Genomic DNA, 14102 nt, shown 5'->3' with positions numbered 1-14102 from the left:
CCGCATCCCAAGGTGCGGCCCTTTTCGTTTCGCTCTGGTCGCCTTACTTTTGCTTGATGCGACCGTCCAGATAAGGCTGGTAAGGCGCGTTTTCGGCTAGGTATTCCGCCGTGACATCTGCAAGATCCGGGCCGAAGTCATAGGCATTTTTATCGTCGCCTTCGAACATACTGTACCCGTCACCGCCATTTCTGACGTAGTTATTGGTAACGACAAGGTAAGTCGCCGCCGGATCAATCGGGGTAAGCCCATCGCCGTTGGATACCATGACCTCTGATACGCGCCCTTCGTTTGGTGCCACCGATGCGTCCCAAACAAAGGTCAGACCGGCAACCTGCGGAAAGCGGCCCTTGACCTCTTCTACCTGGCTCACGCCGTTTTCAAGCGCGTCAACGATACCTTGTCCGCTGATCTCAAAGGTTGAAAGCGTATTCTGGAACGGCAGCACGGTCAGAACTTCACCCATGGTCACGTCGCCAGGGTCAATCGAAGCACGCAAGCCGCCAGAGTTCGCAATCGCGATATGAACGCCCTGATCAGCAACCCGCGCAAGCATGGCATCAGCGACCAAATTGCCCATCTGACATTCCTGAACACGACAGATCGAACGGTCACCCTCAATCGCCTCAGACGTGCTGGCCACGACCTTATTGCGGATTTCGTCCAAAGGAGCGGCCAGTTCCGCGATACGGTCCAGCGAGGCCTGATCTTCGGCCACGTTGTTGTCCATGATCAGCGGCTCACCAGCCGCCGCGACAACATTTCCGTCGTCATCAAAAGTGACATTCAGCTCGCCCAGGAATTTGCCATAGGCATAGGCCTGAATGATCTGCACGCCATCGACCACTGTCGGATAGGGGCCAACAGCCTTGTCAGAAACGTTGGACAAATATGTATTGGAATGCCCACCTACGATTACGTCAACGCCGGTCGTTTCCTGTGCAACACGCTGGTCGACAGCATATCCCGAATGGCTGAGAACGATGATCTTGTTCACGCCTTCCGCGGTTAGCTTGTCCACTTCGGCCTGAACCGCGGGAACCGGGTCCGAGAATGTGATGTTCGGGCCAGGAGAGGCCAGTTCATGCGTGTCTTCCGGCGTCAGGCCAACAAGGCCGACTTTTTCTCCGCCGACTTCAATCACTGTAGACTTTTTGATCTTGCCGTTCAGCAATTCTTCGCCGGAAAAATCCGCGTTCGACATTAGCACCGGGAAATCAACCGTGTCGATAAACCCGCGCAGGACTTCCGGGCCATCATCGAATTCGTGGTTGCCCACGGTCATAGCGTTATAGCCCAGTTTGTTCATGAACTCGGCCGCGACCTTGCCCTTGTAATAGGTATAGAACAACGAGCCCTGAAACTGATCGCCGCCATCTACCAGGATCGAGTTTTCGGCACGTCCGCGGGCTTCTTCCACTGCTGTTACGAGACGGGCAGATCCGCCAAAACACTTTCCTTCGGCGTTGTCATCTGAACTACAGCCACTGTCATATTTGTTGATCGGCTCGATACGCGAATGAAAGTCGTTGGTGTGCAGAATGGTCAGTTTATATTCGGCGGCGGCCATTCCTGCAGTCAAACCCAGCACAGCAGCCGAGGCTAGGAAACGGGTGAACATATTTTAACTCCCTTTGTTAATTGCCAAGATGTTGCGCCGCCTTCAGCAAAGAGTCAAAGGGGGAAATCCGGCTTGAATCTAGCCGCAGCGCGGGGCATGACCGTTCTATGCTGATTTACAAGATTTTCCGCGCCAACGAATGGACGGCGCTGCAGACCGATGGCGCCACGGATGGTGCTCCGATTGATGTTTCGGACGGTTTTGTCCACTTTTCGACAGCTGAACAAGCTGCGGAAACCGCTGCCAAGCATTTTGCTGGCGCCGAAGGTTTGACGCTGTTGGCCTGCGATGCTGACGCGATGGGCGAGGACCTGAAATGGGAGGTTTCGCGGGGGGAGGCTCTGTTTCCGCATCTCTACCGTCAAATCCGTATGACCGACATTATCTGGTCTTGCCCCCTGCCCTTTGACGGCAAGGCGCATCACTTCCCGGACGACATGAAATGACGGGGTATATCGACCCGGATCGCGCCCAGTTTGAGGCCTTCAAGGTACTGGATCGTGACCAGCCTATTGAGATGCTGAACCTGGTGAGGTTCCGCAACCGGGCCGAATATCCATCGGGGCACGAACTGGCCAGAAACGGTCTGTCGGGCGCTCAGGCCTATCGAAATTATGGGATCGAAACCGCGCCGATCATTACCCGCCTTGGGGCAAAGATCATTTGGCGCGGCGCGTTTCAGAATACGTTGATTGGCCCGAAGGATGAGGCATGGGACGCGGTATTTATCGCGCGTTACCCATCGGCGCATGCCTTTCTGGAAATGATATCCGACCCTGATTACAAACAGGCGATCGTGCATCGTCAGGCTGCGGTGAAGACCTCTCGCCTGATCCGGTGCGCGCCGACCGAAGGCGGAGAAATGTTTGGATGAAACTGACTGAAAAGCTGGGGCTGGCTGCCCTGCACCGCTTGGACCCGGAAACTGCACATGCCCTGTCGATCAAAGCCCTGAAGGCAGGGCTTGCGCCTGCACCAGGGCCGGTCACGTCACAGCGTTTGCAGACCAAAATCGCCGGGCTGAATCTGCCCAATCCGGTTGGTCTGGCCGCAGGGTTCGACAAGAACGGAGAGGTTCTTGGCCCACTGTCTCGCGCCGGGTTTGGGTTCATCGAAGTCGGTGCCGTTACCCCACGCCCGCAGCCCGGCAATCCCAGGCCGCGCCTGTTCCGCCTGACCGAAGACAAGGCTGCCATCAACCGCTTTGGCTTTAACAACGAAGGGATGGAGGCCATGGCCCGTCGTCTGGCGGCGCGCCCCAGGGATGCGGTGATCGGACTGAACCTTGGTGCGAACAAAGACAGCGATGATCGCCCCGGCGACTTTGCCAAGGTACTGGCCCATTGTGGGGCGCATCTGGATTTCGCTACGGTCAACGTGTCATCTCCGAACACTGAAAAGCTGCGGGATTTGCAAGGCAAAGCGGCGCTGAGCGCTCTGTTGAGCGGCGTGATCGAAACCCGAAACACCCTAATGCGCCCTCTACCAGTATTCCTTAAGATCGCCCCCGATCTGACCGAGGATGAGCTGCGGGATATCGCCGAAGTGGCCCATGAATCGGGCGTTGATGCGGTCATCGCCTCGAACACCACTTTGTCGCGCGATGGGTTGCGCAGCGCACACAGAGACGAAGCAGGCGGCCTGTCCGGCGCACCTTTGTTCGAAAAATCCACCCGCGTTCTTGCCCGGTTTAGCCATTTGACCGACGGTCAGATTCCGTTGATCGGTGTTGGTGGCATCAGCACAGCAGAACAGGCCTATGCCAAGATATGCGCCGGTGCTTCGGCCGTGCAATTCTACACCGCGATGGTTTTCGGTGGTATCTCACTTGCGGCGGAAATCGCGCGAGGTTTGGATGACTTGCTGGCGCGCGACGGGTTTGAAACCGTTGAGCAGGCCGTTGGAAGCAAAAGACAGGACTGGATATGATCGAATACTGGCACAATCCCAGATGCTCTAAGTCTCGCGCAGGGCTCGCTTTGCTTGAGGAAAACGGAGCGCAGGTCGAAATTCGCAAATACCTTGAGGACACGCCCTCGGCAGACGAAATCCGGGCCGTACTTACACGCCTTGATATCCCCGCCATCGACCTGATGCGGACTAGCGAAAAGCTGTTCAAGGAACTGGGCCTAACCAAGAATACCGCTCAGGATGACCTGATCACAGTAATGGCGGCCCATCCGATTTTGATCGAGCGTCCGCTTGCAATCAAAGGGGACAACGCAGCCATTGGTCGCCCTACTGAATCCCTTCTGGACCTTCTTTAAGCGACCAAAGCCTCAAGCTTGGGGTATCGCCATCCCAGCGTGCAGGCACGCGCGATGTTCAAGATCATCAGCGCGGCCCAAAGGCCGTGATTGCCGAGCGCAGGCACCAATATGAACAGGGCCAAAACATAAATCGCAACCGAATGGATCATCGCATTGCGCATTGCGCGTGTCCAGGTCGCGCCTATGTAGATGCCGTCAAACATCCAGCTTGCCACACCGATCACCGGCGCCAGCGCCGCCCAGACCAGATACTCGCGTGCAGCTAGTCGCACCTCAGATGCAGTTGACATCAGGTCGATCAACGCTGGCCCGGCCAGATAGAAAACCGCACCAAGTACAAATGCACCCCCTACCCCCCATTGCGAAGCCATGGCCGCGGCTCGGCGCACCTGATGCCGATCCCGCGCGCCAATGGCGCCGCCGACCAGTGCTTCGGCGGAAAAGGCGAACCCATCCAGTGCAAAGGCGGTAATTTCGAGAAACTGCAGCAAGACCTGATTGGCTGCCAGATTAACATCCCCCAGATCCGACCCGACGAAGAGGAATGTGGTAAAGGCGCCGGTCAGCAATACCGAACGGACCATGATGTCACCATTCACCTGCATCATCCGACGCAGACGCGTGGGATCAAAAATTCGCGGCCAGTCACGCCATTGATTCCCGGTAAAAGCACTGCGGCACAGCCAGAGACCCAGTGCCAGCCCGCTCCACTCGGCGATGAGCGTCGCGATGGCCACCCCCTCGACGCCCCAACCCAGACCAAGCACAAACCACAGATCCAGCAGAATATTCAGCCCGTTCATCCAGACCTGCAGGACAAAGACCCCACGCGTACGTTCAATCGCAATCAACCAGCCAGTGATGGCGAACAGCGCAATCGTTGCCGGCGCACCCCAGATGCGTATCCGCAAATAGTCGCGGGTCAGCGCCTCAACCTCGGGGCTGGCGGGGGAAAGGGCAAAAGCCCCTTTGAACAAAAGGACCTGGGCCAATATGAAAACCATACCTGCCGCACTGCCCAGCAATATGCCCCGCATCAGCAGCGCACCGGTTTCTGCAGTGTCACCTGCCCCGCGCGCCTGCGCCGCCAGGCCGGTGGTCCCCATCCTCAGAAAGCCGAATATCCAGTAGATCGAGGCCAGAATCACGGCCCCCATCCCAACAGCCCCAATCGGCGCAGCCAGACCCATCTGCCCGACTACGCCAGTATCCACGGCCCCAAGGATCGGAACCGTGGCATTCGACAGCACGATGGGCGCTGCAATTTTAAGCACGCGCCTGTGCGTGATTGGTGCCGAGGCGTCTTGCATGGAAATCTACTCAGCTTTCGATTTGGACTGCGGCATCAGAAAATGCCCGCTGGCCTGTGCGAAAGGTCGCTGATGATTGTCCTGCCACGCTTCGACACGAACCGACGCATACCGGCGCCCTAATCGGCGAACAAAGGCACGCGCATAGGCATCCCGTGGCAAGCCCGATCGCAGGTAATCAACGGTAAAATCTACTGTTTTTGGAAACATGATGGTTTCATCTTGAAAGACCGTGCTGGCATCCAATTCGCCGTTTTCGATCCGGGGAAAGAAATACTCCCAACTCAGGGTGATAACCGCGGTTACTTCCAGAAAGGCAGCCGTCACACCACCATGAAGCGCCGGAAGCATCGGGTTTCCGATCAGCTTTTGGTCAAAGTTCAGTACCCCGGTCAACTCATTTCCCCGCCGGTCAAATTCGATTCCGAGAAACTGAATATATGGAACACCATCCACGATTGCCTTCAGTGCTGCATCGCGACGCTGTTCGATGAGCTGCATGGCTTCGGGCCGAGGTCGTGACATCATCGGCTCTCCACTGTGAATGAACCGGTGGCGGTTGCCACGGGCAGGTCCTTGTCCTCATCCATCGCAGTTGCGCGGACAAAGGCCACGTTTCTGGTGATGTGATAACAGACAGCATGTGTCGTAATGCTCTGTCCTGGCGTCGCCGGGCGCATGTAGTCTATCCGCAGATCTATTGTCGCGGTGGCGCCGGGCGAAGAAGGATGGCACATGACCGCGGAACCGCAGCAGGTGTCAAGCAGGGCAAAAACCGCCCCGCCATGGATCACACCCGTGCGTGGATCACCGATCAGTTCGGCCTTGTAGGGCATCGAAATCTCGGCCTCGCCATTACCCATTTTGGTGAGTGTCAAACCCAAAGCTTTGGCATGCGGAATGGCCTCAATAAACTGTCGTGCTATAGCAGCTTTGTCGACCATCTACTTGTGTCCTCTCTGTTTCTCCCTTTATGAGCGTCAGGCTAGCAAAAGAGCAAGCCCGCCTGTTGCGCTTGAAGTCGCCACGTCCTACGCTGTTTCGAAGGAGACCAGGAATGCCCGACAACCGTTTGTCATTCAAAGAGATGTGCGCCGAGTTTGACGTGACTCCACGTACCCTGCGCTACTATGAATATATCGAACTTCTGCAGCCTGACCGCGAAGGCCGAACTCGCTTTTACGGGCCTAGGGAATGCGCTCGGATGACGCTGATCATGCGGGGACGGAAATACGGATTTCCTCTGGAAGATATCCGCCAGTGGCTGCTGATCTACGAAGATCAGGGGAATCAGGCACAGATGAAGGCCTTCATCGAAATGGCCGAACATCAGCTTGTCGAACTGAACAATCAGAAAAAACAGTTAGATGAAGCCATAGATGCCTTGGAACAAATGCGTGACCAGACCGCGAAATTGTTAGACTAGGCATTGCTGCCCAGCTGACCGCGTTTACTATCGGATTTGCCAAAGCCAAAAACAGACCCTTCCTCGGCTCTTTTACCCTTTCAGCATGCTTTTCCGTGTTTGGGAAATTGCATCTGGAAGGTGATCTGACGTGACGTCCTGAAATTCCCTGCAGTAGAAACCTTGACGCGAACGGAAGTTACGTCAACTTATTTGTGACGCAGCGTTCGCGTTACGTGAACGGCATCTACGTGCTGTAAGACGCGCATCGACTGCGCAAATCAGCTTAACGAAGGCCAGTTACAAGAGTGCAGAAACCATGACCGAAGATCTGATGACCATTCGTGAAATGTGCGAGACCTATGATGTCACGCCGCGCACATTACGTTTTTACGAGGCAAAGGAACTTTTGTTTCCGATCCGCGAAGGGCAGAAACGACTGTTCACCAAAAGCGACCGGGCGCGTCTCAAGCTGATCCTGCGAGGCAAACGCTTTGGCTTCAGCCTGGAAGAAATTCGCCAGCTTCTTGATTTGTATCACGTAGGTGATCAGCAGGTTACGCAGATGACCCGCACCTATGAGATCGCGTGCGAGCGGCTTGCCGATATGGAATCCCGGCGTGAAGAGCTGACCCAGGCCATTGACGATCTAAAAGAACAGTTGAGATGGGGCGAGAAAGTGATCGCCTCGATCAAGAGCGACAAAAAGGCCGCAGAATAACCCCGGCGGCACCCAGCCACCGGACAAGCGAAACTAAGGAAGTTCCCAATGCCCGTATACAATGCACCAACCAAAGACATGCAGTTCGTATTGCACGAAGTGCTCAATGTATCGGGATCGGACATCCCGGGTTATAGCGAGCTTGAACCTGATTTTACCGGCGCTGTCCTAGAAGAAGCCGGTAAGGTGGCGACAAATGTTCTGCACCCGCTGAATACAATCGGTGATACCGAAGGATGTCGTCTGGAAAACGGTGTGGTATATACCCCTACTGGCTTTAAAGACGCATTCGCTCAGATGAAGGAAGGCGGCTGGACCGGCCTGGACATGCCCGAAGAGTTCGGCGGCCAGAACATGCCTTATGTCATTGGCTCTGCCGTGGCCGAGATGTTTTCCGCCTCGAACCAGGCGTTCACCATGTATCAAGGTCTGACCCACGGCGCAGCCTCGGCCATTCTGGCGCACGGCACCCAAGAGCAGAAAGAAACCTATCTGCCGAACATGGTTAGCTGCGATTGGACCGGCACCATGAACCTGACCGAACCGCATTGCGGCACCGACCTGGGTCTGATGCGCACCAAGGCTGAACCGCAGGCGGATGGCTCCTACAAGATTTCCGGTCAGAAGATCTTTATCTCGGCTGGTGAACACGACATGGCCGACAACATCATTCACCTGGTGCTGGCCAAGATCGTGGGCGGCCCCGAAGGCATCAAGGGTGTATCCCTGTTCATCGTTCCTAAATTCATGGTGAACGAAGATGGCAGCCTGGGTGAACGCAACGGCGTATCGGTCGGCAACATCGAAGAAAAGATGGGCATCCACGGCAACTCGACCTGCGTCATGAACTATGACGAGGCAACCGGCTATCTTTTGGGCGAAGAGCATAAAGGCATGCGCGCGATGTTCACCATGATGAACGAAGCTCGTATGGGTGTAGCCATGCAGGGTCTGTCCCAGGCCGACGCGGCCTATCAGAACGCGGTGGAATACGCCAAGGACCGCCTGCAGGGCCGCGATGTGACCGGCGCGAAAAATCCGGACGGTCCAGCCGATCCGCTGATCGTGCATCCCGACATCCGCCGCAGCCTGATGGATCAGAAGAGCTTTACCGAGGGTGCCCGTGCCTTTGTTCTGTGGGGAGCCACCATGATCGACAAGGCCCACCGCTCTGGTGACGATGCCGCCGATGGCCTGATCTCACTGCTGACGCCGGTCCTCAAAGGGTTCCTGACCGACGAAGGCTATGACATGACGGTCAAGGCCCAGCAAGTCTATGGTGGCCACGGCTACATCGAAGAATGGGGCATGTCGCAATATACCCGCGATGCCCGGATCGCGATGATCTACGAAGGCGCAAACGGCGTTCAGGCGCTTGACCTTGTGGGCCGTAAACTTGCCCAGGATGGCGGCAAACACGTCATGGCGTTTTTCGAAGTGGTCAAAAAATTCTGCAAGGAAAACGCAGGTCAGAACGAAGCCTATGATACGGCGTTTATCGAACCGCTGAAAGCGGCCTCCAAGGATCTGCAGGCCGCTGCCATGTACTTTATGCAAAGCGGCACCAAGAACCCCAACCATGCGCTGGCTGGGTCGAATGACTTCATGCACATGTTCGGTCATGTCTGCCTGGGCCTGATGTGGGCACAGATGGCAAAAGCTTCTTATGCCGCCCTTGAAGCCGGGACTTCGGACACCGAGTTCTACGAGACAAAGATTACCACCGGCCAGTTCTACATGGCGCGTCGCTTGCCAGCCACCGGTCTTCATCTGACACGCATCCAGAGCGGTGCGGATACTGTCATGGGCCTGGACGCGGCAAGCTTCTGATCTCTGACCGGCCCCAGACCATCTTGGGGCCGGCCATTCGAAAGGCTCGATATGCCAAAACGATTTCGCCTGACACGCCGTTTCCCGGTCGCCATGACCGAAGACGGCTATCGCAAACTCAGAGGGTTCGCGCGCGAAGCTGGTCTGGACGAAGGTGAGGCACTGTCATTCCTGTTCGAGAACTTCAACAGCGTCATCGACGAAGAGAGCCTGACGCACCGTTTGCGTATCTTCAATTCCGAACTTGAAGAGCGCAAACGATAAGAAACCAGACCCGCCCGAAAAAGGGCGGGCTACGTGATACAGCACATCGCACTGACTCATGTGCCACGGGAGGCAAATGATGACCATCAAACTGCATTGTTTCGGCGTCAGCGGAAACTCGTACAAGGCGGCGCTGGCTCTGGAGTTATCAGGGTTAGAATGGGAAGCCGTCGAAGTCGACTTCTTCAAAGGAGTGACACGCACTCCCGAATTTCGTGCCACTATCAACGAAATGGGTGAAGCGCCCGTCATGATTGATGGCGACTTTCGCACCAGTCAGTCCGGGGCCATTCAGACTTATATAACTGAAAAGACAGGCATGTTCGGAGGAAAGACGCAGGAAGAGAAATACGAGGTACTGCGCTGGGTGCTGTGGGACAACCACAAACTCAGCTCGATGGCAGGCCTGACCCGTTTTTTGATCAACTTTCTGCCGGAAGAACATCGCAACCCAGATGTGATCGCATTCAACCAGGGTCGTCTGAAGGCTGCGTATCAAGTCCTGGATGCACATCTGAACGGTCGCGATTGGATCGTTGGGGACGGTGTAACCAATGCTGATCTCAGCTGCTGTGGCTATCTCTACTATCCTGAACCCTTCGGCTTTGACCGCACCGAATGGCCAAATATCGACGCCTGGCTGACACGCTTGTCCCAGCAGCCTGGCTGGAAACACCCCTACGACCTGATGCCCGGCTCTGTGCCGGATCGAGCTTAAGGAGAAAACTATGACCGACGCATATATCTATGACGCCCTGCGTACTCCGCGCGGCAAAGGCCGCAAGGATGGTAGCCTGCACGAGCTGACTTCGGCGCGCCTGTCCTCGCTGACATTGAACGCCGTAAAAGAGCGGAACAATCTAGAGGGCCACGCCGTAGAGGACGTCATCTGGGGCAACGTAACCCAGGTTATGGAACAGGGCGGCTGTCTGGCACGAACCGCAGTGCTGGGTTCTGATCTGGATGAATCGATCCCCGGGCTGGCGATCAACCGGTTCTGCGCCTCGGGCATGGAAGCTGTGAACCTGGCTGCCAACCAGGTCAAAGGCGGCGCAGGCGACGCCTATATTGCAGGCGGGGTCGAGATGATGGGCCGTGTTCCGATGGGCAGCGATGGCGCTGCGATTGCGGCTGACCCTTCACTGGCGATGAACACCTATTTCGTTCCGCAGGGTATCTCGGCTGATATCATTGCGACCGAATACGGGTTCACACGCGATCAGGCTGATGCGCTGGCGATGGAATCGCAGCGCCGTGCAAAAGCTGCGTGGGACGACAACCGGTTCTCGAAATCGGTCATCACCGTTAAGGATCAGAACGGCCTGACCATTCTGGACCATGATGAATACATGCGCCCCGGCACGGACATGCAAAGCCTGGGTGGCTTGAACCCCGCATTCCAGATGATGGGCGAGCAAATGCCCGGCTTCGACAACGTCGCAAAGCTGAAATACCCGCATCTGGAAAAGATCAATCATATCCACCACGCGGGTAACAGCTCGGGCATCGTGGATGGTGCGGCGGCAGTTCTGATCGGCAACAAGGAATTCGGCGAGAAATACGGCCTGAAGCCGCGCGCACGCATCAAGGCCACGGCCAAGATCGGCACCGACCCCACCATTATGTTGACCGGTCCGGTTCCGGTGACCGAGAAAATCCTCGCCGACAACGGCATGAAAATCAGCGATCTCGACCTGTTCGAAGTGAACGAAGCCTTTGCCTCGGTTGTTCTGCGCTTCCAGCAGGCATTCGATGTCGATCCGGCTTTGGTCAACGTCAATGGCGGCTCGATTGCAATGGGCCACCCGCTGGGCGCGACCGGCGCGATGATCATCGGCACCCTGCTGGATGAGCTTGAACGTCAGGACAAGGAAACCGGGCTGGCCACGCTTTGCATCGCATCCGGCATGGGTGCAGCAACGATCATCGAGCGCGTCTGATGCCAAAGCTGGATCTCTCTCAGATTCCGTTTCAGGGCGGCTCGGCCTATCCCGGCAAGCTGGCCGAGGCGACCGCAGGCCGTTTTGTTCAGCGCCTCGGTGATGCGGGCGGGCTAACCCAGTACGGTGTGAACATCGTGCGGCTGGAACCGCAGGGCATGTCCTCGCTGCGCCATTACCATATGGAGCAGGACGAGTTTGCAATCATGCTAAGCGGCACCTGTACGCTGATCGACGACGATGGCGAGCATGAAATGCAGCCCGGCGATTGCGCCGCATGGCCCGCAGGTGAAGCCAACGGCCATCACCTTGTGAACAACACCGATGCGCCTGCGACCTTTCTGGTGGTGGGCACACGGACCCCGAACGAGACCGGCTATTACAGCGACTTAGACATGATGGTGAAGGATGATGAGAACGGATTCTCCTTCACCCGGAAAGATGGCAGCCCGCTAGCGGCTGACCAGATTGGAGATGACAATGACTGATTTCACTCTGAGCAAAGACGCGGACGGCGTCGCCATTATCACCTGGGACGTTCCAGGAAAATCCATGAACGTGATGTCTTTTGACGGCTTCGCACAGTTGAGCGATTGCATCGATCAGGCACTTGCCGATGACGAGATCAAAGGCATCGTTATCACCAGCGGGAAAGAAGGATCGTTCGCCGGTGGCATGGACCTGAACCTGCTTGCGGTGATGAAAGAACAGGCGGGCGACAACCCAGCCAAGGGCCTGTTCGAAGGCACCATGAATATGCACGGCGTGCTGCGCAAGATCGAGCTGGCGGGCATGGACCCCAAGACCAAGAAAGGCGGCAAGCCGATTGCAACCGCCCTGCCCGGTACAGCCGCAGGCATTGGCATGGAACTACCGCTGTCGACGCATCGCATCTTTGCAGCTGAGAACCCAAAGGCGAAATACGGCCTGCCTGAAATCATGGTTGGCATCTTCCCCGGCGCTGGTGGCACCACCCGTATGGTCCGCAAGGTCGGTGCGATTGCAGCCGCTCCGCTGTTGCTGGAAGGCAAGATGCTGGACGTCAAAAAGGCGAAAAGTGCAGGCTACATCGATGAGATCGCCGAGGATCCAGTTGCCGCAGCAAAAGATTGGGTGCTGAACGCCAAAGATGCGGACATTGTGAAGCCTTGGGATGCCAAGGGTTACAAAATGCCCGGTGGCGCGCCTTACCACCCTGCCGGTTTCATGAACTTCGTCGGCGCCTCGGCAATGGTGAATAGCAAAACTCAGGGTGCGTTCCCTGCCGCCAAGGCGTTGCTAAGCGCTGTTTACGAAGGTGCGCTGGTTGATTTCGAAACCGCGCTGAAGATCGAAGCCCGTTGGTTCACCTCCGTTCTGATGAACCCGTCTTCGGGTGCCATGATCCGATCACTGTTCCTGAACAAGGAAGCCTTGGAAAAAGGCGCCGTGCGTCCTGCGGGCGTACCGGATCAGTCAGTCAAGAAGATCGGTGTTCTGGGCGCTGGCATGATGGGTGCGGGTATCGCACTTGTATCGGCGCAGGCCGGTATGGAAGTTGTTCTGGTCGACCGCGATCAGGAAGCTGCAGACAAAGGCAAAGCCTATACCGAAACGTACCTGGACAAAGGTATGAAGCGCGGCAAGGTTACGGCTGAAAAGAAAGAGGCCATGCTGGGCCGCATCACCGCGACCCCTGACCTTGATCATCTGAAGGGCTGCGACCTGATCATCGAAGCCGTCTTCGAAGACATGGGCGTCAAGGCCGAGATGACCAAAAAGGTCGAGGCGATCATTCCCGAGGACTGCATCTTTGCCTCGAACACCTCGACCCTGCCGATCAGCGACCTGGCCAAAGCTTCGGTGCGTGCGGATCAGTTCATCGGCATCCACTTCTTCTCGCCCGTCGAGAAGATGTTCTTGGTCGAGATCATCAAAGGCAAGGAAACCGGTGATCGCGCAGTGGCCAAGGCGCTGGACTATGTGCGTCAGATCCGCAAGACGCCGATCGTGGTCAACGATGCCCGCTTCTTCTACGCCAACCGCTGCATCATTCCCTACATCAATGAAGGTGCCCGGATGGTGACCGAAGGCGTCAGCCCGGTTCTGATCGACAACGCGGCACGCCAGTTGGGCTTCCCTGTCGGGCCGATCCAGCTGACTGATGAGACCTCGATTGATCTGGGTGCCAAGATCGCACGTGCAACCAAGGCCGCGATGGGCAACGAATATCCTGAAAGCCCGTCCGATGATCTGATCTTCTGGATGGAAGAACAGGGCCGTCTGGGCCGCAAGGCAAACGCGGGCTTCTTCGACTATGACGAAAAAGGCAAGCGCGTCGAATATTGGAAGGGTCTGCAGGACAAGTATCCGCTGGCAGAGGATCAGCCCGACCTGATCGAAGTGCAGGAACGCCTGATGTTCGCTCAGGTTCTGGAGGCCGTCCGCGCATTGGAAGAAGGCGTTCTGGAAGACATCCGCGAGGGTGACGTCGGCGCAATCTTGGGCTGGGGCTTTGCACCTTGGTCAGGTGGCCCGCTGAGCTGGCTGGACATCATCGGCACCCCTTATGCGGCCGAGCGCTGCGATCAGTTGACCGCACAATATGGGGAACGGTTTACCTGCCCGCCGCTGCTGCGTGAGATGGCAGATAAAGGCCAAAGCTTCTACGGGCGTTTCAACCCCGAAGCCAAGGCTGCCTAAACAGTTGGTGCTGGCGTAAGATACCTTACGCCAGCACCCTGCTTATCGTGTTTGGTTGG

The 14102-nt window shown here is 56.7% G+C and carries 16 protein-coding genes; 12 read left to right on the top strand and 4 right to left on the bottom strand.

The genetic code is table 11. From position 1 onward, the window contains the following. Positions 1–43: 43 nt before the first annotated feature. A complete protein-coding gene (locus AC2FGB_RS00155) occupies positions 44–1621 on the bottom strand; it encodes a bifunctional metallophosphatase/5'-nucleotidase (RefSeq protein WP_142632834.1) in 1578 nt (525 codons plus the stop codon). Positions 1622–1728: 107 nt separating this feature from the next. Between AC2FGB_RS00155 and AC2FGB_RS00150 the strand changes: the two genes are divergently transcribed. From AC2FGB_RS00150 to arsC, 4 genes are read left to right on the top strand one after another with little or no spacing between them, the layout of a single operon-like run. Continuing rightward, entirely contained in the window at positions 1729–2067 is a 339-nt protein-coding gene (locus AC2FGB_RS00150; protein WP_496693347.1) for a DUF952 domain-containing protein, read from the top strand. Beyond that, positions 2064–2495 carry a DUF1330 domain-containing protein gene (locus AC2FGB_RS00145; RefSeq protein ID WP_496693346.1) on the top strand — a complete coding sequence of 144 codons (432 nt, stop codon included), beginning with the start codon at positions 2064–2066 and terminating at the stop codon, positions 2493–2495. The genes AC2FGB_RS00150 and AC2FGB_RS00145 overlap by 4 nt, the downstream gene beginning before the upstream one ends. Further along, a complete protein-coding gene (locus AC2FGB_RS00140) occupies positions 2492–3550 on the top strand; it encodes a quinone-dependent dihydroorotate dehydrogenase (protein WP_496693345.1) in 1059 nt (352 codons plus the stop codon). The genes AC2FGB_RS00145 and AC2FGB_RS00140 overlap by 4 nt, the downstream gene beginning before the upstream one ends. After that, the gene (gene arsC, locus AC2FGB_RS00135) at positions 3547–3888 is read left to right on the top strand and encodes an arsenate reductase (glutaredoxin) (RefSeq protein ID WP_496693344.1); all 342 of its coding nucleotides are present in this window, start codon (positions 3547–3549) and stop codon (positions 3886–3888) included. The genes AC2FGB_RS00140 and arsC overlap by 4 nt, the downstream gene beginning before the upstream one ends. On the opposite strand, the gene AC2FGB_RS00130 is transcribed toward arsC, so the two are convergent. The 3 genes from AC2FGB_RS00130 to AC2FGB_RS00120 are packed head-to-tail and all read right to left on the bottom strand — an operon-like array spanning position 3885 to position 6145. After that, entirely contained in the window at positions 3885–5201 is a 1317-nt protein-coding gene (locus tag AC2FGB_RS00130) for an MATE family efflux transporter (RefSeq protein WP_496693343.1), read from the bottom strand. The genes arsC and AC2FGB_RS00130 overlap by 4 nt on opposite strands. A gap of 6 nt (positions 5202–5207) precedes the next feature. Then, positions 5208–5726 (bottom strand): PaaI family thioesterase, encoded by a 519-nt coding sequence (locus AC2FGB_RS00125; RefSeq protein ID WP_271948008.1) that lies wholly within the window; start codon positions 5724–5726, stop codon positions 5208–5210. Next, entirely contained in the window at positions 5726–6145 is a 420-nt protein-coding gene (locus AC2FGB_RS00120; protein ID WP_142632821.1) for a PaaI family thioesterase, read from the bottom strand. Before AC2FGB_RS00120 ends, AC2FGB_RS00125 begins: the two co-directional genes overlap by 1 nt. A 113-nt stretch (positions 6146–6258) precedes the next feature. On the opposite strand from AC2FGB_RS00120, the gene AC2FGB_RS00115 reads away from it, so the two are divergent. The 8 genes from AC2FGB_RS00115 (at position 6259) to AC2FGB_RS00080 (ending at position 14043) form a co-directional block, all read left to right on the top strand. Continuing rightward, positions 6259–6627 carry a MerR family transcriptional regulator gene (locus AC2FGB_RS00115; RefSeq protein WP_142632819.1) on the top strand — a complete coding sequence of 123 codons (369 nt, stop codon included), beginning with the start codon at positions 6259–6261 and terminating at the stop codon, positions 6625–6627. A gap of 298 nt (positions 6628–6925) precedes the next feature. Next, positions 6926–7327, top strand: coding sequence for a MerR family transcriptional regulator (locus tag AC2FGB_RS00110; RefSeq protein ID WP_142632817.1), 402 nt, complete (start codon positions 6926–6928; stop codon positions 7325–7327). A 48-nt stretch (positions 7328–7375) separates the two neighbouring features. Then, a complete protein-coding gene (locus AC2FGB_RS00105) occupies positions 7376–9157 on the top strand; it encodes an acyl-CoA dehydrogenase C-terminal domain-containing protein (protein WP_496693342.1) in 1782 nt (593 codons plus the stop codon). Positions 9158–9208: 51 nt separating this feature from the next. Continuing rightward, entirely contained in the window at positions 9209–9421 is a 213-nt protein-coding gene (locus tag AC2FGB_RS00100) for a hypothetical protein (RefSeq protein ID WP_142632813.1), read from the top strand. A gap of 79 nt (positions 9422–9500) precedes the next feature. Next, positions 9501–10139 carry a glutathione S-transferase family protein gene (locus AC2FGB_RS00095; protein WP_281971801.1) on the top strand — a complete coding sequence of 213 codons (639 nt, stop codon included), beginning with the start codon at positions 9501–9503 and terminating at the stop codon, positions 10137–10139. A 10-nt stretch (positions 10140–10149) separates the two neighbouring features. Further along, positions 10150–11361 carry an acetyl-CoA C-acetyltransferase gene (locus tag AC2FGB_RS00090; RefSeq protein ID WP_142632809.1) on the top strand — a complete coding sequence of 404 codons (1212 nt, stop codon included), beginning with the start codon at positions 10150–10152 and terminating at the stop codon, positions 11359–11361. Further along, positions 11361–11849 carry a cupin domain-containing protein gene (locus AC2FGB_RS00085; protein ID WP_496693341.1) on the top strand — a complete coding sequence of 163 codons (489 nt, stop codon included), beginning with the start codon at positions 11361–11363 and terminating at the stop codon, positions 11847–11849. The genes AC2FGB_RS00090 and AC2FGB_RS00085 overlap by 1 nt, the downstream gene beginning before the upstream one ends. After that, positions 11842–14043, top strand: coding sequence for a 3-hydroxyacyl-CoA dehydrogenase NAD-binding domain-containing protein (locus tag AC2FGB_RS00080; protein WP_496693340.1), 2202 nt, complete (start codon positions 11842–11844; stop codon positions 14041–14043). Before AC2FGB_RS00085 ends, AC2FGB_RS00080 begins: the two co-directional genes overlap by 8 nt. The last annotated feature ends 59 nt before the right edge of the window (positions 14044–14102 follow it).

The sequence above is a fragment of the Ruegeria sp. CDSC021 genome (assembly GCF_059610845.1).
The sequence above is the reverse complement of the archived record's forward strand: the minus strand, read 5'-3'. Positions and strand labels throughout refer to the sequence as shown.